The 20,916-nt window shown below is 66.8% G+C and carries 20 protein-coding genes and 1 riboswitch; of the genes, 6 read left to right on the top strand and 14 right to left on the bottom strand.

From position 1 onward, the window contains the following. The first annotated feature begins 20 nt into the window (after window positions 1-20). Genes AC5RWT_RS10665 through pabB form a run of 3 tightly spaced genes read left to right on the top strand, consistent with a single transcriptional unit; the run spans window position 21 to window position 3,212 of the window. Window positions 21-641 (top strand): LysE family transporter, encoded by a 621-nt coding sequence (locus tag AC5RWT_RS10665; protein ID WP_494080191.1) that lies wholly within the window; start codon window positions 21-23, stop codon window positions 639-641. 23 nt (window positions 642-664) lie between these two features. Further along, window positions 665-1,162 carry a low molecular weight protein-tyrosine-phosphatase gene (locus AC5RWT_RS10660; protein WP_494080190.1) on the top strand — a complete coding sequence of 166 codons (498 nt, stop codon included), beginning with the start codon at window positions 665-667 and terminating at the stop codon, window positions 1,160-1,162. Next, on the top strand, window positions 1,152-3,212 hold the full coding sequence (gene pabB, locus AC5RWT_RS10655) for an aminodeoxychorismate synthase component I (protein ID WP_494080189.1): 2,061 nt from the start codon (window positions 1,152-1,154) through the stop codon (window positions 3,210-3,212). The genes AC5RWT_RS10660 and pabB overlap by 11 nt, the downstream gene beginning before the upstream one ends. A gap of 9 nt (window positions 3,213-3,221) precedes the next feature. On the opposite strand, the gene cls is transcribed toward pabB, so the two are convergent. Beyond that, complete coding sequence (gene cls, locus AC5RWT_RS10650) at window positions 3,222-4,700, bottom strand: cardiolipin synthase (RefSeq protein WP_494080188.1); 1,479 nt, start codon at window positions 4,698-4,700, stop codon at window positions 3,222-3,224. A gap of 83 nt (window positions 4,701-4,783) precedes the next feature. On the opposite strand from cls, the gene AC5RWT_RS10645 reads away from it, so the two are divergent. After that, window positions 4,784-5,656, top strand: a complete 873-nt coding sequence (locus tag AC5RWT_RS10645; protein ID WP_494080187.1) for an aminodeoxychorismate lyase — start codon at window positions 4,784-4,786, stop codon at window positions 5,654-5,656. Window positions 5,657-5,690: 34 nt separating this feature from the next. Here AC5RWT_RS10645 and AC5RWT_RS10640 read toward each other — a convergent pair whose 3' ends face one another. From AC5RWT_RS10640 to AC5RWT_RS10630, 3 genes are read right to left on the bottom strand one after another with little or no spacing between them, the layout of a single operon-like run. Then, on the bottom strand, window positions 5,691-6,488 hold the full coding sequence (locus AC5RWT_RS10640) for an energy-coupling factor transporter transmembrane component T family protein (protein WP_494080186.1): 798 nt from the start codon (window positions 6,486-6,488) through the stop codon (window positions 5,691-5,693). Next, on the bottom strand, window positions 6,485-8,002 hold the full coding sequence (locus AC5RWT_RS10635; RefSeq protein WP_494080185.1) for an ABC transporter ATP-binding protein: 1,518 nt from the start codon (window positions 8,000-8,002) through the stop codon (window positions 6,485-6,487). The genes AC5RWT_RS10640 and AC5RWT_RS10635 overlap by 4 nt, the downstream gene beginning before the upstream one ends. 8 nt (window positions 8,003-8,010) lie before the next feature. Then, window positions 8,011-8,631, bottom strand: a complete 621-nt coding sequence (locus tag AC5RWT_RS10630; RefSeq protein ID WP_494080184.1) for an ECF transporter S component — start codon at window positions 8,629-8,631, stop codon at window positions 8,011-8,013. Between the two features lie 43 nt (window positions 8,632-8,674). Beyond that, window positions 8,675-8,808: riboswitch (TPP riboswitch) on the bottom strand. Window positions 8,809-8,978: 170 nt separating this feature from the next. On the opposite strand from AC5RWT_RS10630, the gene AC5RWT_RS10625 reads away from it, so the two are divergent. After that, window positions 8,979-9,239, top strand: a complete 261-nt coding sequence (locus AC5RWT_RS10625; protein WP_494042772.1) for a DUF4235 domain-containing protein — start codon at window positions 8,979-8,981, stop codon at window positions 9,237-9,239. 61 nt (window positions 9,240-9,300) lie between these two features. On the opposite strand, the gene mnhG is transcribed toward AC5RWT_RS10625, so the two are convergent. Genes mnhG through AC5RWT_RS10595 form a run of 6 tightly spaced genes read right to left on the bottom strand, consistent with a single transcriptional unit; the run spans window position 9,301 to window position 15,720 of the window. Then, window positions 9,301-9,801, bottom strand: a complete 501-nt coding sequence (gene mnhG / locus AC5RWT_RS10620; RefSeq protein WP_494080183.1) for a monovalent cation/H(+) antiporter subunit G — start codon at window positions 9,799-9,801, stop codon at window positions 9,301-9,303. After that, a complete protein-coding gene (locus AC5RWT_RS10615) occupies window positions 9,791-10,060 on the bottom strand; it encodes an MrpF/PhaF family protein (RefSeq protein WP_494043479.1) in 270 nt (89 codons plus the stop codon). The genes mnhG and AC5RWT_RS10615 overlap by 11 nt, the downstream gene beginning before the upstream one ends. Before the next feature lie 11 nt (window positions 10,061-10,071). Then, window positions 10,072-10,632: a Na+/H+ antiporter subunit E gene (locus tag AC5RWT_RS10610; protein WP_494042773.1), complete on the bottom strand. Its 561-nt coding sequence runs from the start codon at window positions 10,630-10,632 to the stop codon at window positions 10,072-10,074. Beyond that, window positions 10,629-12,251, bottom strand: coding sequence for a Na+/H+ antiporter subunit D (locus AC5RWT_RS10605; RefSeq protein WP_494042774.1), 1,623 nt, complete (start codon window positions 12,249-12,251; stop codon window positions 10,629-10,631). The genes AC5RWT_RS10610 and AC5RWT_RS10605 overlap by 4 nt, the downstream gene beginning before the upstream one ends. Beyond that, window positions 12,248-12,721: a Na(+)/H(+) antiporter subunit C gene (locus AC5RWT_RS10600; RefSeq protein ID WP_494042775.1), complete on the bottom strand. Its 474-nt coding sequence runs from the start codon at window positions 12,719-12,721 to the stop codon at window positions 12,248-12,250. Before AC5RWT_RS10600 ends, AC5RWT_RS10605 begins: the two co-directional genes overlap by 4 nt. Beyond that, a complete protein-coding gene (locus tag AC5RWT_RS10595; protein ID WP_494080182.1) occupies window positions 12,718-15,720 on the bottom strand; it encodes a Na+/H+ antiporter subunit A in 3,003 nt (1,000 codons plus the stop codon). Before AC5RWT_RS10595 ends, AC5RWT_RS10600 begins: the two co-directional genes overlap by 4 nt. 236 nt (window positions 15,721-15,956) lie before the next feature. Here AC5RWT_RS10595 and AC5RWT_RS10590 point away from each other — a divergent pair, with 236 nt between their 5' ends. Next, complete coding sequence (locus AC5RWT_RS10590; protein WP_494080209.1) at window positions 15,957-17,315, top strand: MFS transporter; 1,359 nt, start codon at window positions 15,957-15,959, stop codon at window positions 17,313-17,315. An 82-nt stretch (window positions 17,316-17,397) separates the two neighbouring features. Here the strand turns inward: AC5RWT_RS10590 and dcd are convergent, their stop codons facing one another. The 4 genes from dcd to AC5RWT_RS10570 form a co-directional block, all read right to left on the bottom strand. Beyond that, complete coding sequence (gene dcd / locus AC5RWT_RS10585; protein ID WP_494042778.1) at window positions 17,398-17,979, bottom strand: dCTP deaminase; 582 nt, start codon at window positions 17,977-17,979, stop codon at window positions 17,398-17,400. 275 nt (window positions 17,980-18,254) lie between these two features. Further along, window positions 18,255-19,124, bottom strand: coding sequence for a tryptophan 2,3-dioxygenase (locus AC5RWT_RS10580; protein ID WP_494080181.1), 870 nt, complete (start codon window positions 19,122-19,124; stop codon window positions 18,255-18,257). A gap of 92 nt (window positions 19,125-19,216) precedes the next feature. After that, entirely contained in the window at window positions 19,217-19,834 is a 618-nt protein-coding gene (locus tag AC5RWT_RS10575; RefSeq protein WP_494080180.1) for a DinB family protein, read from the bottom strand. 66 nt (window positions 19,835-19,900) lie between these two features. Continuing rightward, window positions 19,901-20,716 carry a DUF1684 domain-containing protein gene (locus tag AC5RWT_RS10570; RefSeq protein ID WP_494042781.1) on the bottom strand — a complete coding sequence of 272 codons (816 nt, stop codon included), beginning with the start codon at window positions 20,714-20,716 and terminating at the stop codon, window positions 19,901-19,903. Window positions 20,717-20,916 lie beyond the last annotated feature (200 nt).

The raw sequence follows: 20,916 nt of genomic DNA, 5'->3' as shown, positions 1-20,916 counted from the left end.
CCGCACCGTAGGATCATCTGGTGCAAATCTCGTTATGGCTGGCGCTGCTCGGCGCCACGGTAGTGATTAGCTTCACCCCGGGCGCCGGCGCCATCAACACCATGAGCAACTCGCTCAACGCCGGCTTCTGCCGGTCCATCTGGGGCATCTTGGGCCAGCAGGCCGCCTTGGTGATCCACGTGGCGATTGTGGCGCTGGGCCTGGGCCTGCTGGTCTCCAACTCCCCGGTCCTGTTCGCCGCCATCAAGTATGCCGGTGCCGCCTACCTGATTTATCTTGGCCTGCGCCAGTTCCTTGCCCAGCCGAAAGGCAACGCGGAGGTCGAAGCGGCGCGCCGCGACGAGCCGGCCTTCTCCATGTTCCGGCGCGGCATGTGGGTCAACCTGCTCAACCCCAAGGCCATCGTCTTCTTTTTGGCGTTTATGCCCGGCTTCATCCGGCTGGACCAGCCGCAGCTGCCGCAGTACCTGGTCCTGATCGCCACGGTGCTGGCCGTGGACATTCTGGTCATGTGGTTTTTCTTCGCCGCTGCGGCCCGGTCTTTCCAGCGGTTCACGCGGACGGTGCGCGGACTGACCATGATGAACAGGGCCTTCGGTGTGCTTTTCATCGCGGTCGGCCTGATGCTGGCTTTCCTGTAGCCGCCTTCTCATAGACTCGACACATGTACCGCATCATCGCCGTCTGCACCGGAAACATCTGCCGCTCCCCCATGGCCGAGCGGATGCTGGCCCGTGCGCTCCAGGAAGCAGGACTGGGCGGCCAGGTCAGCGTGGACTCCGCCGGCACCACCGGCTGGGAGCTGGGACGGCCGATCGACCAGCGGGCCGGCCAGCGCCTGGAGCAGTCCGGCCTCAGCGCGCTGGACCACCGGGCCCGCAAGTTCGAGGCGGCCTGGTACGACGAGCGCGACCTCATCCTGGCCCTGGACGTGGACCACTATGACCAACTGCGGAACGGTGCACCGAACGAGGCCGCCCGGGACAAAGTCAGGCTGTGGCGCTCCTTCGACCCCGCGGTCGGTCATCTTGGTCCGTCGGATCAGGGGATCTACGATCCGTGGTTCGGCGAGGCCTCCGATTTCGACGTCAGCTGGCGGATGATCGACGCCGCGTTGAAGGGAATCATCGAGTTCGTGCGCAAGGAACTCGATGCCCGCTAGGCCGGTCCTGATCGCCGTCGACGGACGCTCCGGATCCGGCAAGACCACGCTGGCGGTGGAACTGGCGGCGCTGCTGCGGGTGCACCGCACGGTTTCGCTGTTCCATCTGGAGGACATCTATCCGGGATGGCACGGCCTGGCCGGCGGACAGCGGCGCTATCTGGAGACGGTGCTGCGTCTCTTGGCGGCCGGGGAGCCCGCGCGCTGGACCGCCTGGGACTGGACGAAGGACGACGACGGTGCCTCCCGCACCACGGAACCCGCCGACGTGGTGGTCCTCGAGGGCGTCGGGGCGGCGCACGCCGCCGCCCGCGGCCTGCTCGATGCAGTCGTGTGGCTGCAGGCTCCGTCCGTTGACCGGCGGAGACGGGCCTTGTCCCGGGACGGTGCCACGTACGAGCCGTTCTGGGATATGTGGGCGGCCCAGGAGGAGGCGTGGTTGGCCGGGGACGACGTGGCTGGTGCCGCCGACGTGGTCGTCGATTCCGGTCCCGCCGGCGCCGCTCCCGAGCAGGTCCTGCGGGCGCTGGCCTCGCTGCCGGCGCTTGAACATGCCTTGGCCCCCGAGCGCGCGGCCCGCGAGGGCGTCCGGCTGCTGGCGGAACGCGTGGATGCCTATCCGGACGCCGAGGCGACCTACCGCCGCGTGTACGCCGGCTCGGTCCGCAGCGTCTGGCTGGACAGTTCCAACGTCCACGAGGCCGCCGACCGGAACCGGATCAGCATCATGGCCGACGACGGCGGCAGCTTCGGCCAGTGGGCTGAGCACCGGAGCGGCACCACGCTGGTGAGCCAGCACAACACGACCGCGCGGATCAGCGGCGGGTTCTTCCGCTGGCTGGACGGCGCCTGGGGACACCGCCCGGCCACCGTTCCCGAGGACGTCCCCGGCGGCTTCGCCCTGGGCTGGCTGGGTTATCTGGGCTACGAGCTCAAACGTGAGACCGGCGGCAGGGACGCCGGCGTCCGGGTGCAGGACACCTCGCAGGACAGTGGCAACACCCAGGGCAACTCCCCGGATGCCGCGCTGGTGTTCGCCGGCCGCGCCGTCCTGCTCGACCATGTCCGTCAGTGCACGTGGCTGCTGGCCCTGGCCGGACCGTCCCGCACGGGCGAAGCGGCCGATTGGATCGCCGGCACTGCGGCAGTCATCCACGCCCTACCGCGGGCTTCCGGCCCGTCCCCGGAACCCGCACGGCCGCCCGCTGGCCTGGTCTTCCAGCCGCGCGACTCACGCGAGGCCTACCTGGCCAAGATCCGCGAAGCACAGGCGGAAATCGGCGAGGGCAACACCTACGAGGTGTGTCTGACCACCCAGCTGCACGCCACCGCGGCGGAGCCGCTGGATCCGCTGGACACCTACTTGGCCCTCCGCCGTCGCAATCCCGCGCCTTTTGCCAGCCTCTTGCGGTTCGGGACACTCACCGTGGCGAGCACGTCGCCCGAGCGGTTCCTCAGCATTACTGCCGAAGGCGGCCTGCGGGCCGAACCAATCAAAGGCACGCGGCGGCGCCTGGCAGATCCCGACGCCGATGCGGCAGTTGTCCAGGAACTCGCCGGCAGCGTCAAAGACCGGGCAGAAAACATCATGATCGTGGATTTGCTGCGGAACGATCTGAGCCACTTTGCCATACCGGGTTCGCTGCAGGTCAGCCGGCTGTGCGCCATCGAGTCCTACGCCACCGTGCACCAGATGGTCTCCACCATTGACGCACAGTTGTTGCCCGGGGCCGTTCGGGCCGAAGCCGTGGCGGCGGCCTTTCCCGCGGGCTCGATGACCGGTGCGCCGAAGATCAGCACCATGGACATCCTGGACCGGCTGGAGACCGGACCGCGCGGCGTGTATTCCGGCGCCGTGGGCTACTTTTCGCTGGACGGCGCTGCGGACCTGTCCGTGGTGATCCGGACGCTGGTGATGGACGGCAACCGGCTCAGCCTCGGCGTCGGCGGGGCAATCACGGCAGACTCCGTGCCCGACGACGAGTGGGACGAGGTGCGCGCCAAAGCCTTCGGAGTGCTCTCGGCGCTGGGCGCGGTGTTCCCGGACTAGCGCTCCCGGCTACTGCAGGGTGGCGGTCAGCCGGGCCACGTTATCCACGTAGCGCTGCCATCGCGGCCGCTGCCTCCACTCCTGAAGGGTCAGCTCCTTGGAAATCGCCCGATAGCTGTCCTGGATATCGGACAGCTCCTCCACGATGTTGTCGCCGAGCATCATCACGGAGACCTCCAGGTTCAGCGAGAAGGAGCGCATGTCCATGTTGCTGGAGCCGATGACGGCAACTTCGTTGTCCACCGTGAAGTGCTTGGCATGCAGCACCAGCGGCCTCGGGTAGCGGTAGATCCGTACTCCGGCCTCCAGCAGAGCCTGATAGTAGGACTGTTGGGCATGGTGGACCAGCGCTTGGTCGCCCACCTCGGACACGAAGAGTTCCACCTCGACCCCGCGCTGCGCCGCCGTCGTAATGGCATAGAGCAGCGAATCATCAGGCACGAAGTACGGGCTGCAGATGGACAGCCGCTCGACGGCCGCATAGATCAGCGTGTTGAACAGGCGCAGGTTGTTCTCGGTGACGAAGCCGGGGCCGCTGGGCAAGGCCTGGCAAGTCATCGGCCCGGGCTCGCGGATCGGAACCGGAGTGAACAGTTGCGCTTCGAGGATGTCGTCGGTTTCGCTCAACCAGTCGGTGGCGAAGACGACGTTCAGCGCGGTGACGATGGGACCCTCGTAGCGCGCCATCAACTCCACCCACTTGCGGCCGATCTTTTCGCTGGAGGTGCGCCGGTAGCCGGGTTCGATCAGGTTCTGCGACCCGGTGAAGGCCACGTGCCCGTCCACGACCAGGATCTTGCGGTGGTTGCGCAGATCGATCCGGCGCCACTGGCCGCGGACCGGCAACACCGGCAGCGAACGGCGCCAGTCGATCTGGGTGGTGTCCAGCCAGCGGCGGAACTTGCGGTAGCCGGTCACGCGGAGGGCTCCGATGTGATCGAACAACAGGCGCACGCGGACGCCCCGGGCGGCGGCTTCTTCCAGCGCGGAAAAGAGTTCGCCTGTGGTGTCGTCCCTGCTCATGATGTAGAACTCGATGTTCACGAACTCGCGGGCCTCGCGCACCGCCTCGGTCATGGCGGCAATCGACGCGTCGTAGTCCGGGTACAGCTCCACGTGGTTGCTGTCCACCATGGGGAAGGCGCCGAGCCGCCGGTTCAGCTCGGCCGCCGAATGCACCCAGGCCGGTGCATCCCGTTCGCTGCTGGGCTCCTCCAGATCGTGGGTGGCGGCCCAGACACGGCGGTTGACCTCCGCCTGCTTGGCGATCCGGCGTTCCGAGAGCCGGTAGCTGCCGAACATGAAGAACAGCGCCAGGCCGATCAGCGGGATGAAGAAAATGGCGAGCAGCCAGGCCATGGCGGTGTTGGGCCGGCGGTTGCCGGGAATCACACCCAAGGCGATGACGCGGATGGCCATGTCGATCACGCCGAGAATGACGACGACCCAGTCGGGGAATGTGCCCAGCCCCGCAAACGACCACAGCACGCGGCTGCTCCTCCCCTCCCGCCGTGTGCCGGCGCAATCCTCCCCAGCCTACCCGGCGGCCAGCGACAAACTAAGCTAGGCGTATGACAGTTCTGGTGTTCTTGGACCCTGCCTACGAGGCGGGCCGCATCGCAGATGCTTCACAGCCTCAGCTCATGGCCACCGATCAGGGGGCCACCCGCGGGGACGGCATTTTCGAGTCCCTGCTGGCCGTGAACGGCATACCGCGCAAGGTGCAGGCGCATCTGGACCGGCTGGCGGCATCCGCCCAAACCATGGATCTGCAGCTGCCACCGGCCGACGCGTGGGAGCGTGCGATCAAGACGGCCATCGCGGAGCACCCGCCCGTCGAGGAGCTGGTGATCAAACTGATGGTGACCCGCGGCGTGGAAGGCGCAGCCGCACCCACCGCCTGGGTCCAAGCGTCGCTGCCGCCGTCGGCTGGACAGCGCCAGCGCACCGACGGGATCTCGGTGCTGCTGCTGGACCGCGGCTATGACAGCTCGCTGGCCGAACGTGCCCCGTGGTTGCTGATGGGCGCCAAGACGCTCTCCTACGCGGTCAACATGGCGGCCCTGCGCTATGCCCGCAAGAACGACGCCGACGACGTCATCTTCACGTCCAGCGACGGCCGCGTCCTCGAAGGACCCACCTCCACCGTGCTGATGGCCCGGGTGCGCGATGGCGTCAGGACTTTGGTCACGCCGCTGCTGGAGAGCGGCATCCTGCCGGGCACCTCCCAGGCGGTGCTGTTCAAGGCGGCCGCCGCGGCCGGATGGCAGCTGGGCTACGGGCCCTTGGAACCGGACGACCTCTATGAGGCCGATGCCGTCTGGCTGGTCTCCAGCATCCGGCTGCTGGCACCGGTGAAGAGCATCGACGGCAAGGAAATCCCGGTGTCGCCGGAGTTAACCGAGGAACTGACCGCGCTGCTGGCCGAAGGCAGCCGGGAGTAGCGTCCGCCGGTCCCTGCCGCCGTCCGGCTCAAGCTCAGACGAAGATGAAGTTCCAGGTTCCGGCGGCCACGGCTGCCGCGGCCGCGGCACCGGCGATCAGCACGCCGCCCAGCAGCACCCAAACGTCCACCGTGCTGTAGGTGGACTCACGCGCCCAGGTCCGCCGACCCGCGCCAAAACCGCGCGCTTCCATGGCCACCGCCAGCCGGGTGGCCCGCCGGATGGCCTGCACAATCAGCCCGAACGCCTGCCCTACGAACGCGCCGGCCTTGGCCACGGGCCGGTTTTCGGCGCCCACCCCGCGGGCACGGCGGGCCAGACCCAGCGTGCGCCATTCCTCCACCAACAGCCCGACCAACCGCATGGCGGCCAGTGCCCCCAACACGAACCGGTGCGGCAGCTTCAGCTTCTGCGCCAGCGCGTCGGCCAGATCCGTGGGGTCGGTGGTCAGCAGCAGGAAAATGCCCGGCAGGGCGACGGCGAGCGAACGCAGGCCGATGGCGATGCCGCCGGCCACCGAGTCCTCGGTGAACACCACCGGCCCGAGCTGGAACAGCACGGCCCCGGTCTTCTCCGCCAGCAATGCCGTGGCCCAGGCACCGGTGGCCGCCGCCGCCAGCAAGGGCCAGCCGCGCTTGAACAGCAGCCACGGGTTCACGCCCAGCACCGGCATCAGCAGCAGCTCGGCCGCGAGCACCACCGACGCACTGACCCAGTCCACGCTGAGCATGACCACCACGGTAATCACGGCGACGGCCGCCAGCTTGGACACCGGGTTGGCGCGGCTGAACGGCGAAGCGGCGAGCCGCGGAGTCATCAGGTCCACGCTCATGCCGCCCTCCGAAGCGTCTGCACCGGTCGGACTCCGCCGCCGGCCACGCGCACGGCGGCACCGCCGAGCGCCGCGGTGAAATCGGCGTCGTGAGTCACCGACACCACGCTTTTGCCGTCGGCAACCAGCTCGGCCAGCAGGGTGACCAGTTCCGCCCAGGTGTTGGCGTCCTGCCCGAAGGTCGGCTCGTCCAGCAGCAGGATGTCCGGGCTGGTCGCCAGCATGGTGGCCACCGAGAGCCGGCGCTTCTCGCCGCCGGACAGCGTAAAGGGGTTGGCCCGCAGCAGCCGGGTCAGCCGGAGCCGTTCGGCGATGGTGTCCACTCGCTGCCGGACTTCCGCCTCGGGCAGCTTCGCCACCCGCCGCGGACCGAACTCCAGCTCATCGAGCACCGTGCTGGTCAGGAACTGATGTTCCGGTTCCTGGAACACGCTGCCAATCCGGGCCACCAGCTGGGCGGACTTCCATTTCACCGGGGACGGCGCCGCGCCGCGGTGCAGCGAAGGGGTGGCGGACAGCTCCCCCCGGGCGGGCGCCAGCAGGCCGCCCAGCGTGAGGGCCAGCGTCGACTTGCCGGCACCATTGGGCCCGGTAATGCTCAGGGCTTGTCCGCTGTGCAGGTCCAGGTCCACGCCGCGCAGCACCGGCCCGGTCTTCCGGCTTCGGGCCACGTCCAATCCCACCGCCTGCAGCAAGGGGCCGCCGGGAGCCGGAGCGGCGGGCAGCTTGAGCCGGGGAGTGTGTCCGGGAACCCAGACACCGGCCTGGACCAGCCGGGCGCGAGTGGCGCTTTCGGCCAGCACCTTGTCCGGCGGGCCGTCGGCCAACACGCCGCCTCCGGCCGCCAGCACGATCACCCGGTCCACCACGTCCGCCCAGACTGCCACCCGGTGCTCGACCACCACCAAGGTGGCGCCGGTCCGGTCCAGCACCCGGGCCACCGCGTCGCGCACTTCCTGCACGCCGTCCGGGTCCAGGTTCGCGGTCGGCTCGTCCAGCAGCAGCAGTCCCGGCCGCATGGCCAACACCGAGGCCAGAGCCAGCCGCTGTTTCTGGCCGCCTGAGAGGGCCGCGGTGGGATGGTCCAACGGCACGTCCAGTCCAACATCGGCCAGGGATTCGCGGACCCGGCCCCAGATCTCTGCGCGCGGCACGGACAGGTTCTCCGCCCCGAAGGCCACCTCGTCCCCCACCCGGGCCAGCACCAGCTGGCTTTCCGGATCCTGCAGCACCAGCCCGGCCCGGCCTCGGGCCTCCGAGGGGCGCAGCCCGGCCACGGTCAGCCGCCCAGCTTCCTCGCCTTCCCCGTCGTCGCCCAGCACGCCCGCCATGGCGTGCAGCAGCGTGGACTTCCCGGCGCCGGAAGCACCCAGCAACAAGACCCGCTCACCCGGAGCAATGCTGAAGCTGGCCCCGCTGACCGCCGGTGATTTACGGCCGGCATGCCGCCAGCCCCACACCTCGGCGAGAACCGGCACCGGGCCGGGCACCGCCGTCGTACTCTGCAGTCCCATGGAACGGCTCAGACGTCTGCCGTGCGGCCCGCCGCGAAGGAGGACAGCACGCCCGTCCTCGCCAGGCCCTTGACCGCCAGCCAGGGCAGCACCCCGGCAATCACCACACCGGACACGGCGGCGAAGCCCACATAGGCCAGCTGCCATTCGGGGGCCCAGAGCATGTTGTACAGGATGTTCTCGCTGATCGACAGCGCCAGGCCGGCACCGAGGCCGGCCAGCATCGCCACGAGCAGGTTGAACTTCCGGTACAGGAAGAGCAGGAAGACCAATTCTGCGCCCAGGCCTTGGATCAGGCCGGACACCAGCACGCTCATGCCGAAGCTGGTGCCCAGCAGGCCGGAGACGATGGCTGCCAGCATCTCGCAGTAGATTGCGGCGCCGGGCTTGCGGATGATCAGCCCGCCCAGCACGCCGGCCATCAGCCATCCGCCGGTGTAGAGGCCGGCAGAGGGTGGGAAGGCAACGGTGAGGCCCTCGATCAGCGGCCACGCCGCCGACCAGGCCCAGAAAATGACGCCGACGGCCACGGCCACCACCGAGGCGACGACGATGTCCACCACCCGCCAGCCGTAGCGCTGCTTGCGCGCGGGAGTGGGCGTGGTCGGTGCATTCGAAACGGTACTCACTTCAATCCTCCTGGGTGCAGGAGGGGAGGGCGGCCGTGTGGCGCGCCCCGAGAACTCGACTCCCTTCGCCGGTACTAACCGGAGCAGGTTCGAGGGTCTGCGGTCTCTCCGCACTCTCAGCGTCCCTCCCGGTGTCCGGCGTGTGCCGGTCGGTCGGACGCTCCCCTGTCGTTATCGGTGCTGTCTAGCAGCACGCACCAGTGTACACTCGCCCGGCCCGGCGGGCCCATTCAGCCACCATCCCGCGGAAAATGCACGACGGCAGCGGGCCGGGCCGGTGCCGGGCAGTAGGCTGGGAGCGGCAGAGCTGATGACACGGGGACGCAGCGCCCCGGGAAGGAGCAGGCATGACCGTTATATTGAGGCTCTTAGGCACCCTGGTAAGTATTGGTGCGGGATTGGCAGCCACCCACCTGCTGGGCTACGCGTGGAAGAAGGTCACCGGCCGCGACGCACCCCAGGCCGACGATGACCTGGAGAACAGCGTGGCTTCTGCTCTCGTTTTCGCTGCGGTCTCCGGCACGGTGGGACGGGTGATCCAGGTCCTGCTCAAGCGGGCCACCGCAAAGGCAGTCCTGCACTACGAGAAGACGCCGGAAATCGTCTAAAGCGGCACGTTCGGCGGACGCGCTGGCGGGGACGGGGCTGCGGCCCCGTCCCCGCTGCTCTCTAGTCCTTGTGCGTGCCGGTAGAGTCCTGCTCATTCCGGACTGGACCGGCCGCGGTCGCAGCGGCGTCGATCTCTGCGGCGTCGCCCTCTACCGGGTCGATCTCTGCGGCTCCGACGCCACCGGCGTCGATCTCCGCGTCGGGCTCTTCTTCGGCTGCCGCTTCCACCACCGCGTCGAGGTCGTCCACGCTGAGGATTTCCCTGCGCAAGTGTTTGGTGCGGTATCCGGCGCGGCCCACCATGTGTGCCGAGACCGGCACGGTGAGCAGCTGGAACAGCCAAGCGATGAGCAGCAGGGGCACGGCCGCCCAGTTGCCGAGCTGCAGCCCCAAGCCGGTCAGTAGCAGCAGCAAACCGAACACCTGCGGCTTCGTGGCGGCGTGCATCCGGGAGAGCACATCCGGGAACCGCAGCAGGCCGATGCCCGCGGCCAAGGACATCACCGAGCCCGTGATCAAGCAGGCGGCGGTGACGATGTCGAGGATCAGGTCAGTGTTCACGCGGCCGCCCATCGGTGACGAAGCGGGCCACGGCGACCGAGCCGATGAAGCCGACCAGGCAGATCACCACGACCAGCGTCAGATTGTTCATGTGGCCTTTGGCAGCCATGTCCACAATCAGTCCGGCGCAGACAACCGCCAGCAGCACGTCGATGGCCAGCAACCGGTCCAACAGCGAGGGCCCGCGGACCAGGCGGACCAGCGCCAGCACCGAGGCCAGGGCCAGGACCGCGCTGACGATGATTTGGGCAACCGGCATGATTTCCATGTTTACGCTGCTCCTCCTCTGCCGGTGCCTTCAGCCTTGACCAGTTCCAGTTCTTCCTTGGTCCCCATCACCCTGATCAGGCCCGCCTCGATCTTCCGTACCTCGGCCTGAAAGTCCTCGGCGGCTTCCTTGGTTGCTACGTCGATCACGTGCAGGTAGAGCGTGGAAGTGGACCGGTCAACGTCCACCACGAAGCTGCCCGGGATCAACGAGATGGCGTGCCCGGTGGCCGTCACCAGCAGGTCCGAGTGGCTTCGCAGGTGCACCGCCACCACCGCGTTGCGCAGCTTGGGGCCGGTGGTCAGGGCCAGCCAGAGCACTTCAAAGCTCGCTACGGCCACTTTCCAGACGAAGGTCGCGGCGAAGACCACCGCCGCCAGTGGATTGAAGCGCCCGCTGAGTTCGACCGGCGGCAGATAGAACAGGTTCACTATGACCAATGCGATCAACAAACCGAAGATCAGGTTGCCGGGGCTGAAATCCTGCCACAAGGCACCCCAGAGGAAGACCAGCCACGCCAGCAGCGGCAGCTCAACCCAGATGGAAATGCGCGGTTTCCTCACGGGGCAACCCCCTGCATCGCGCCCTCGCCGAGGACCGCCTCGATATACGGCGTGCGCTGCAGCATCTCCCGCGCAGCCTGGTCGCTCAGGTCGAAGAGCGGCCCGGCGAATACCGTCAGGGCAACGCCCATCGCCACCAGCCCGATCGTCGGCCAGACCATCGGCATGGGCAGCAACTGGACGATGCCCCGCCCGGTGAACCGCCCGTGCGGACGCTCCTCCACGTGGCGGGTGGTTCGTACCGCCGAGCCGTCGGGCTTGGTAGCCACCAGGACCGGATCCGGGTGCTCGGCGTCCTCCGGGCGCCGCCAGAACACGCGGTTCCAGACCCGGGCCAGGGCAAGCAGCGTCAGCAGCGACGTGATCATGCTGCCCGCCACCAGCACCCAAGCGATCGGAGTGCCCAGGTCCACGCCTCCCTGCACCAAGCCGATCTTGCCCAGGAAGCCGGAGAACGGCGGGATCCCGGCCAGATTCATGGCCGGCACAAAGAACAGGATGGCCAGCATCGGCGACAGCTTGGCCAGGCCGCCCAACCGGTCCATGTTGGTGGTGCCGCCGCGGCGTTCAATCAGGCCTGCCACCAGGAACAGGCTGGTCTGCACCGTGATGTGGTGCGCCACGTAGTAGACGGCTGCGGCCAGACCCACCACCGAGGACATCGCCAAACCGAACACCATGTAGCCGATGTGGCTGACCAGCGTAAAGGAGAGCATGCGCTTGATGTCGATCTGGGCCACGGCGCCCACAATGCCGACCAGCATGGTCAGCACGGCCACCACCATCAGGAACGTGTTCAGCCGGTCGCCCGGGAACAGCAGCGTCTCGGTGCGGATCAGGGCGTAGACGCCGACCTTGGTCAGCAGGCCGGCGAACACCGCGGTGACCGGCGCCGGCGCCGTCGGGTAGGAGTCGGGCAGCCAGAAGGACAGCGGGAAGACCGCCGCCTTGATGCCGAAGGCCACCAGCAGCATGAGGTGCAGCGTCATCTGCATCGACGGATCCAACTCGCCGAGCTTGATCGCCAGGTCGGCCATGTTGATGGTTCCGGTCGCCGCGTAGATCATCGCGATGGACACGAGGAACAGCATCGAGGAGATGACGCTGACGACGACGTAGGTCACCCCTGCGCGGATGCGCGGGCTGGTGCCTCCCAGAGTCATCAGCACGTAGCTGGCCGTGAGCAGCATTTCGAAGCCCACATAGAGGTTGAACAGGTCACCGGTCAGGAAGGCGTTGGACACACCAGCCACCAGGATCAGGTAGGTCGGGTGGAAGATCGATACCGGACCCTCTTCGTCGCTGTCCGCCATGCCCTGGCCGGAGGCATACAAAAGCACCGCCAGGCTGACGGCCGAGGAGACCACCAGCATCAGCGCGGACAGCTCGTCGACCACCATGGTGATCCCAAAGGGCGGGATCCAGCCGCCGATATTCACAGCCTGGGCGCCGTTGGCCCAGGCCGAGGCCAGCATGACGACCTCCAGCGCCAGCGTCACGGTCAGCGTGATGGCACCGGTACGGCGTTGGGCATTGGGATGGCGGATCAGCACGAACGCCAAGGCAGCGCCCAGCAGCGGCAGGACTACTGCCAGCGGAGCAATCTGTGCGGCGTTCACTTCTCCCTCTCCGTCCGGGCCCTGTTGGTAGCAGGTGTTTCCTCCGCCTCGTCGGGCGGAACGAACTCGGTGGTTTCCGCCGGAATTTCGGCGTCGTCTTCGGCATCGAAGGTCGGCTGGTTGGCCACGCGGCGGTCTTCGATATCGTCCTGGACCTCGTCCTGCCGTCCCAGCACCCAGGAACGGTAAATGATGGCCAGCATGAACGCTGTGACCGCAAAGGAAATCACGATGGACGTGAGGATCAAGGCCTGCGGCAGCGGATCGTTGTAGGTTTCGGCGGGGACGTCAACGCCGAAGATCGGTGCCAGCCCGGCCGGCCCACCAGTGCTAAGCAGCAGCAGGTTGGCGCCGTTAGTGATCAGCATCAGGCCGAGCATCACGCGGGTCAGGCTACGTTCGAGGATCAGGTAGACGCCCACTGCGAACAGCACGCCCATCACCAGCAGCAATGTCAGGTTGACCGTCATTTGGACACCTCCTCCTCGATCGTTGCCGGCGCCTGGAGTTCTGAAGCTTTTCGGCTGCGCGACGTACGTTCTTCGGTTCGTTCGTCGATTTCCGAGCCGAAGCTGCGCAGCACGTCCAGCACCAACCCGACCACCACCAGGTAGACGCCGATGTCAAAGATCGTCGAGGTGACGAACTTGTGGTCGCCGAAGACCGGCAGGCTGAACTCGATGATGGCGCTTTGGAAGACCTGGCCGCCCAGGAAGAGCGGGACGACGGCCGTCAGGGCCGCGGCGGCAAGCCCCACGCCCAGCAGCAGGCCGGCGCTGACGGGCGTGGCTTCAGCCAACTCGACCCGCCCGCCGGCCAGATAGCGGACAGTGAGCGCAATGCCGGCCAGCAGCCCGCCGGCGAACCCACCGCCGGGCAGGTTGTGGCCGGCCAGCAGCAAGTAGACGGAGAAGATCATCACGGAGTGGAAAAGCAGCCGGGTGATCACCTCGAAGATGATGGACCGACGTTCCGGCGCGAGGGTCCGGCCGGCCACGAGCCAGGCGTCACGCGGCACAACGGCGAACTTGCGGGCGGTCGCCAGGGCTGCTGCCTCGCGGTCCGAGTGCGCCACCATTTCGTAGCCGCGGCCCACCGAGCCGCTGGCGACGGCGTCAACGGACGGCGGCCGCTTGTCCCCGCGGCCGCGGATGAAGATCAGGCTTGCCACGCCGGTAGCTGCCAGTGCCAGCACGGAAATCTCCCCGAACGTGTCCCACGCACGGATGTCCACGAGGATGACGTTGACGATGTTCCGGCCGCCGCCGTCCTCGTAGGCCAGCTTCGGCAGGGCAAGTGATACCGGATCTGCCGTCCGTGCTGCCATCGCCGTCATCGCGATCACGATCATGGTCAATCCAAAGGCGGCGCCGATGACGGCGCGCAGCAGTTTGAAACGGCCGGGTGTGCGCAGCCACAGCCGCGCCGGCAGGGAACGCAGCGCCAGCACGATCGCCACCAGGGAGATGGTTTCCACCAGCATTTGGGTCAGGGCCAGATCCGGAGCACCTTGGATGGCGAAGATAAAGGCCAGTCCGTAGCCGGTCACCGAAACCATCAGCACCGCCATGAAGCGCTTATTGGCGCGGATGGCACCGAGCGCTCCCGCCGCCACGATCAGCCCCGCGATGGCCTGCGCCGGCGTATCGAACCACACCAGGCTCTCCGGCAGCGGGGCATCCATCAGCACGACGGCGGTCAACGGCGTCACGATGGCGACGATCAGGATCACGCATAGATAGAAGACCAGCGAACCGCGCTGGGTGCGGCCGGTGACCCAGATGGCCGCCTCGTCCAGCGCACCGATAATGCCGCGGTAGATCCGGTCGGCCTCCGGAATGAAGTGGATCTTCGATTGGAAGGCGGCCACCGGCGTGCGCAGCAAGAACAAGGCGACGCCGGCGGCAAGGGTGATTGCGGTCAGGCCCAGCGCCGGGGTCAATCCGTGCCAGAGCGCTAGATGCGTGGCCACCGTGTCCAGCGGGAAAAGCCCTGCATACGGCTCGACTGCGTCTTCCACCGGAACCGGCCACAGCCCGAACAACAAGGTGGCCACGGCCAGGATCGCCGGCGCGGCCAGGAAGGTCCACGGAACCGGTTTGAACTCGATGGCCTCCAGCCCGGGTTTGGCCGCGAACCCACCCCAGATAAAGCGGGCACTGTAGGCGAACGTCAGGATGGATCCAACCACAATGCCGGCCAGCAGCAGACCGCCCACCCAACCGGAGACCTCCTCGCGGTGGATGAAGGCTTCGTAGACCGACTCCTTGGCGACGAAGCCCAGCAACGGAGGCAGGCCGGCCATGGAGGCGGCACCGATTAAGGCCACCAGAAAGAGCTTCGGGGCTCTGCGGTACAGATGGGACAGTTCGCGGATGTCACGCGTTCCGGACTGGTGGTCAATGATGCCCACCACCAGGAACAGCGTCGCCTTGAAGAAGCCGTGGGCCAGCAACAAGCCCAAGCCGGCCAAGGCGGCTTCCTGGGACCCAAGTCCTACCACGAGGGTCAGAAAACCCAACTGGCTGACCGTGCCGTAGGCCAGGATCAATTTCAGGTCGTGCTGGCGCAGAGCCTGCCAGCCGCCCACCAACATGGTCAGCAGCCCCAGTCCCAGCACGACGGCGTGCCAGTACTCGGTACTGGAGAATCCGGGAGACAGCCTGGCCACCAGGTAGATGCCGGCCTTCACCATGGCCGCTGCATGCAGATAGGCGCTGACCGGCGTCGGCGCGGCCATTGCCGCCGGGAGCCAGAAGTGGAACGGCACCAACGCCGACTTGCTGATCGCCCCAACAAGCATCAGCAGGATGGCGATATCGATGATCTGTCCGTGGGCCATGAGCGAACTGGCGTCTGCGAGGATCTCGGAGATCCGGTAAGTGCCGGCGGTCTGGCCAATCATCAGGATGCCGACCAACATGGCCAGGCCACCCAAGGTGGTGACTATCAAGGCCTGCAACGCCGACCTACGCGCCGACAGCCGGTGCCTGGCATACCCGATCAGCAGGTAGGAGAGAACACTGGTCAGTTCCCAGAAGATGTACATCAGGATCAGGTCATCGGCGGTGACCAGACCGAACATGGCGCCACTGAAGGCCAGCAACTGTGCCCCGAAAGGACCGATGTCGGGATCGTCGGCCTTGAAATAGCGGGCGCAGTAGAACAGCACTAGGGCGCCGACGCCGAGGATGAGGATGCAGAGGACCGCGGCCAGCGTGTCCATCCGGAACGCCAGCTCCAGCTGCAGGCCCGGCACCCAGGAGTAGACTTCCGACGGCGGAGCGTTGGGAGCGCCGCTCAGTGCTTTCTGGTTCGCGCCGGTGTAGCTGCCGAACGTGGCGATCAGCCAGATGAACCCGGCGGCGGGAACCGCAGCCAGAATGTAGAAGGTTGACCGACCGAGTTTCCGGAAAATCAAAGGCGCTACAAAGGCCACCGCAAAAAGCAGGGTGAGCACAATCAGCACGGGGATACTCCGGAACTTCCTTCAAGTTTGGCAAGGATTAGGCGAACAAGGCCATGCTTCATTCTACTCATGGCATAAACGACTCCGCCCCGCCGGGGTGTCGCATCCGGCCGCCAAGCCTCCTCCGCCAGGCCCTCAGACGCACTGTTCGGCAAAGATTCACGGGGCTGACGGCGCTGCTCAAAGTTCGCACCGAGCGAAACGGATAGCATCGCGGTATGACTGACTCGGCCGGTATGCCGGCAACCCAAGAAGCGGGCAGTGCGGCAGCGGAACGGCTGAATAAGAAGCACGTCCTAGCCTGGGCGTCCTGGGACTGGGGTTCGGCGGCTTTCAACGCCGTGATGACAACGTTTGTCTTTACTGTCTACCTGACCAGCGATGCATTCGGCGGCGACGCGTTCGCCTCGGAAGTCCTCGGCTACGGACTGGCCATCGCCGGACTGGCCATCGCGCTGCTGGCGCCGGTTACCGGCCAGCGCTCGGACACCGGCGGCCGCCGCAGGTTCTGGCTTGGCGTCAACAGTGTGGCGGTGGCGGTGCTGACCGGCCTCTGCTTCTTTGTCTTCCCGTCGCCGGGGTTCCTGTTCCTGGGCGTAGCGCTGATCGCGCTGGCCAACGTCTTTTTCGAGTTCGCGAATGTGAACTACTACGCGATGCTGACGCAAATTTCCACCCCGTCGACCATCGGCAAAGTCAGCGGCTTCGGCTGGGCCATGGGTTATGTTGGCGGCGTCGTGGCGCTGGCGCTGGTGCTCGTCGGGTTTGTCCTGCCGGAAAGCGGTTGGTTCGGGGCCACGGCGGACGACGGGCTGAACATCCGCATGGTGGCGGTGTTCTGCGCCGTCTGGTTCATGGTGTTCGCGCTGCCGGTGCTGTTTGCCGTGCCGGAGATCCCTCGGCAGCCGGCGGCCGCGTCGCTAGGTTTCTTCGCGTCCTACGGGCTGCTCTTCCGCCGGATCAAGGCGATCTTCCGCTCCAGCCCGCACACGATTTTCTTCTTGATCGCCAGCGCCATTTTCCGCGACGGGCTCGCCGCGGTGTTTACCTTCGGCGGGGTGATTGCCGCGGGCACCTTCGGATTCTCACTCAGCCAAGTGATCGTCTTCGCCATCGCCGGCAACGTGGTTGCGGCGCTGGGGGCGGTGTGCGGCGGGGTGCTGGACGACCGGGTCGGCCCGAAAAACGTCATCGTCTGGGCGTTGTCCGGACTGATCGTCGCGGCCGCCGCGATCTTCGTCCTGGGCGCCGGCGACCATGTGTTCTTCGGCAACGTCTGGACCGGCGACACCACCTTCTGGGTGTTCGGCCTGCTGCTGTGCCTGTTCGTCGGGCCGGCACAGTCGTCGTCGCGGGCCTATCTGGCCCGGCTCGCGCCGCACGGCGAGGAGGGCGAGTTTTTCGGCCTCTACGCCACCACCGGCCGGGCCGTCAGCTTCCTGGCGCCATCGCTGTTCGCACTGTTTATCACCGTCTTCGGCGAACAGCGCTATGGCATCCTGGGCATCCTGGTGGTGCTGCTGGTCGGCCTGCTGATGCTGCTGCCGGTCAAAGCCCCGGCCAAAATCCAGCGGGCCACCACTCCCGCGGCCTGAGTCCGCCGGCCCGCCTGCGCCCGCCCCGCGGGCCCTGGCTGCACCGTCAGCGCGGTCTGCACAACCGGTGCAGTCGGCCGGGTCAACGTTCGATGACCGTGCGGTGGAAATTCTGGTAGCTGCGCGACGCGGTGGGCCCGCGCTGGCCCTGATAGCGGTTGCCGTATTCGCCGGAGCCGTACGGGTGCTCGGCCGGCGAGGACAGCCGGAAGAAACACAACTGGCCAATCTTGGAGCCCGGCCAGAGCTTGATCGGCAGCGTTGCCATGTTGGAGAGCTCAAGGGTTACGTGTCCGGAAAAGCCGGGATCGATGAATCCTGCCGTCGAGTGGGTCAGCAGGCCCAGCCGCCCCAGCGAGGACTTGCCCTCCAGCCGGGCGGCGATGTCGTCGGGCAGCGTCACCGTCTCGTACGTGGAGCCGAGGACAAATTCACCCGGATGCAGGATCAGCGGTTCGTCCGGGTCCACCTCCACCAGGCGGGTGAGCTCGGGCTGTTCCAATTGCGGGTCGATGTGTGCGTATTTGTGGTTGTCGAACAGCCGGAAGAACCGGTCAAGCCGCACGTCCACGCTCGAGGGCTGGATCATATCCGGCTGGAACGGATCAAGAATGATGCGTTCGGAGTCCACTTCGGCACGAATGTCACGGTCGGAGATCAGCACACTCTAAAAATACACGGGACTGGGCCCCTCCCCCGCCGCATGACGCTGCCGCCCCCTGGCGCATCCGTGCTCCGCCCCCTGTCCCGAACCGTGTTGGGGTGCGACCATGGAATCAGTCGGGCCGCTCGAGATCCGTTGGCGGCCACCTAACCGCTGCCGGCGGGGGAACGAACGGCCTCCGCCGGCAGCCCTCATCCGCGGCCCTTCGTGCTGCCTTATTTGACGCAGCCTTATTCGACGCAGCCTTATTCGACGCTGCCTTATTAGACGCAGCCTTATTCGACCGGTGCAGCCTTGCCGATCTCCGTGCGCACCGCATACAACTCGGGGAAGAACGTGAGCTCCAGCGCCCGGCGGAGGAAGCCGACGCCGGAGGATCCGCCGGTGCCGTGCTTCATGCCGATGGTCCGCTCCACTGTTTTCAGGTGCCGGAAGCGCCAGAGCTGGAAGTTGTCTTCCAGATCCACCAGTTCCTCGCAGGCCTCGTAGACGTCCCAATTCCGCCCGGCGTTCTCGTAGACGGAGGTGAACATCTCCACCAGTTCCTGGTTGAAGACGTGTGCCTCGGTCACGTCCCGGTCCAGCAATTCCGCCGGAACCCGATAGCCGTGCCGGTGCAGATAGGCCAGGAACTCGTCGTACACGCTGGTCTGCTCCAACAGCTCCGCGAGCAGGGCCTGCGCGGCCCGATCATTCGCGAAAACATCCAGCATGCCCTTGTTCTTGTTGCCCAGCAGGAACTCCACCGCGCGGTACTGATAGGACTGAAAGCCCGACGACGACCCGAGCGCCCCGCGGAACTCGGCGTATTCGGACGGCGTGAGCGTTGCCAGCACCGACCATTGCTCGGTCAGCGAGCGCTGGATGTGCTTGATCCGGGCGATGCCCTTCATCGCGAAGCGAAGGTCGTCGTCGCGCAGTTTCTGCCGCACCGTGCGCAACTCGTGCAGCACCAGTTTCAGCCACAGCTCGGAGGTCTGGTGCTGGATGATGAACAGCAGTTCGTCGTGGTGCTCAGGCCGGCTGACCGGGTGCTGGGCAGAGAGTAACTGGTCCAAGGACAGGTAGGAGCCGTAGCTCATCTTGTCCGAAAAGTCGGTCTCGATATCTTCTTCGAGCCCGCGGGTGTTCTTGTCTACGGTCATAGCGGCTTCCATCGGTTCCCCTGCCACATTGCAGGACTGCTACCAGCCTACGGCGCAGGGCTCGGGAACGCTCCTGTCGCCGCGTTCCGCCCTCAGCCGCGGACCGACGAGTCCCAACGCCACGTCTGTCCGCGTGTTTCCGGGGTCCTGCCGCTGGCCCGCAACAGGTCCTGCCACGGATCGTCAGTCCGCTCCGACGCCGGGAAAATCCGGTCCAGCACCCGACCAATCACCACATCATCCGGACGGTAGCCGATCCCGTGGGCAGCGAGGATATCGAAACCGTGCAGCACGGCTTCAGCCACACCCATGGCGGCAAAACCGGACGCGTCCGAGATTCCCGCCGGATGGTAGCCCCGGTGCCCCGTCGGTGCGGTGGCGGTGACTGCATACAGCAGGCCGGCCGCGGCGTCGAAGCAGCTGACGATTCCGGCCGTCCCCGTGGCCGGATCGGGCCAGAACAAGATCTCCGGCCCGCATGACCGCCACGGCGGCGGATCCACCAACACCACGTAGTCATCCTGCGGCGGCTGGCGGCCGGACAATTGCATCGCATAGAACGCGAAGTCGTCCATGAGGTGGGCGGCCGTCTCGCGGCAGTCCCACGCCAGTTCGAGCGCGGGCTTACCCCAGGCATCGTCCGGCAGTTCCGCAAAGCGGCCGGTCAGGTCGTCGGTGATGATGCGGAAGTCGTCCGCTGTCGGTCCCATTCGACGATCCTGCCGCAGGATGGCGTCCGGCGCCACCAAGCGGCCCCGGAAGTCAGCGCAATAATGTCAGCGCGCCCGGCGTTCACCGGCTTCCACCGGGGCCGCGATGACGTTCCCGTCAACCGGCATCGGGCAGGTGCCAAAGTCGGTGAAAGCGCTGGGAAAATTAGTGGCCCGGTTGAAATCGATCAGCACGGTACCGTCCGGGCCGGGACGGCGAGTGGCGACGGAACGCCAACCCGCAGTGGTGTTGCCGTTGGTGGCGTCATGGAAGTTCAGCGACAACGCACCCAGTTTCTCCGGCTCGGCCACCAGCGTGTGCCGGGTGCCGTCCAGTTCGAAGCTGACCGTGCCCACCGCGGTGATGGCGCCAGGCACGTCCGGGTTCGACGTGGCGATTGGCAGGGTCCGCGGTTGGTCGTATTCATCAAACCTGCCGGCCACCACCAGATCCGGGTTGTAGTCGAAGACCGGAACGGCCTCGAAGTCCGCATGCACCGGCGAATTATTGTCCCGGGTCCGGACGGCGTAGCGGTCGCCGCGGGCGGCGAGTTCGACGGCGATGCTGCCGCGGCGCACCCAGAGCAGCGATTCCTCGTTGCCCAAAGTGGCCGTAAACGTCCCCACCGCCGGCTCGCCGGTTTCCATGAAGTACAAGCCGTCGTCGGCGGTTGCTGTCAGGGTGGCATGTCCGCCGGCGGATGCGGGACCGTTGGCGCTCCACAGGCCCGGGACCTGGTCCAGCGGTGCCGGCTCGGCGGGCAGCCACTGCAGCGAGGTCAGCGTCAGCCAGCCGTGCTCGACGGCCAAAGCCTGGTTCCGGTGATCCCGGAAGCGCAGCCAGCTTTCCCGCCGCCGGGCGTCTTCACCTGAATTCCCCATGCTCGCCTTCCCTCACGCTACGCCCGCAGTTGCCGGACGGTATGCGGCACAACGTCCCATCCTGCTCGCCGTATTCCCCTGGCCAGCCGGTTCCGGGCCCGCGCGAACCATGGCGCATTTGCCTGCGGGAGAATACGCTCTACTTCTACGAGGCTGCGTGGCACATAAAAGCGACAGAAGCCGGGCAGCCGGAGCGTCTA

The sequence above is a fragment of the Arthrobacter sp. Dra40 genome (assembly GCF_059091905.1).
Note: the sequence above shows the minus strand (reverse complement) of the source record. Positions and strands in the feature narration are given on the sequence as shown.

What these genes read in the sequence shown, in the direction of transcription:
- AC5RWT_RS10590 (WP_494080209.1), top strand. Translation starts at nt 15,957, where the DNA reads ATGCCGGCAACCCAAGAAGCGGGCAGTGCGGCAGCGGAACGGCTGAAT.
- pabB (WP_494080189.1), top strand. Translation starts at nt 1,152, where the DNA reads ATGCCCGCTAGGCCGGTCCTGATCGCCGTCGACGGACGCTCCGGATCC.
- AC5RWT_RS10660 (WP_494080190.1), top strand. Translation starts at nt 665, where the DNA reads ATGTACCGCATCATCGCCGTCTGCACCGGAAACATCTGCCGCTCCCCC.
- AC5RWT_RS10645 (WP_494080187.1), top strand. Translation starts at nt 4,784, where the DNA reads ATGACAGTTCTGGTGTTCTTGGACCCTGCCTACGAGGCGGGCCGCATC.
- AC5RWT_RS10625 (WP_494042772.1), top strand. Translation starts at nt 8,979, where the DNA reads ATGACCGTTATATTGAGGCTCTTAGGCACCCTGGTAAGTATTGGTGCG.
- AC5RWT_RS10640 (WP_494080186.1), bottom strand. Translation starts at nt 6,488, where the DNA reads ATGAGCGTGGACCTGATGACTCCGCGGCTCGCCGCTTCGCCGTTCAGC.
- AC5RWT_RS10570 (WP_494042781.1), bottom strand. Translation starts at nt 20,716, where the DNA reads ATGGGGAATTCAGGTGAAGACGCCCGGCGGCGGGAAAGCTGGCTGCGC.
- AC5RWT_RS10635 (WP_494080185.1), bottom strand. Translation starts at nt 8,002, where the DNA reads ATGGGACTGCAGAGTACGACGGCGGTGCCCGGCCCGGTGCCGGTTCTC.
- AC5RWT_RS10600 (WP_494042775.1), bottom strand. Translation starts at nt 12,721, where the DNA reads ATGACGGTCAACCTGACATTGCTGCTGGTGATGGGCGTGCTGTTCGCA.
- AC5RWT_RS10575 (WP_494080180.1), bottom strand. Translation starts at nt 19,834, where the DNA reads ATGGGACCGACAGCGGACGACTTCCGCATCATCACCGACGACCTGACC.
- AC5RWT_RS10580 (WP_494080181.1), bottom strand. Translation starts at nt 19,124, where the DNA reads ATGACCGTAGACAAGAACACCCGCGGGCTCGAAGAAGATATCGAGACC.
- AC5RWT_RS10615 (WP_494043479.1), bottom strand. Translation starts at nt 10,060, where the DNA reads ATGCCGGTTGCCCAAATCATCGTCAGCGCGGTCCTGGCCCTGGCCTCG.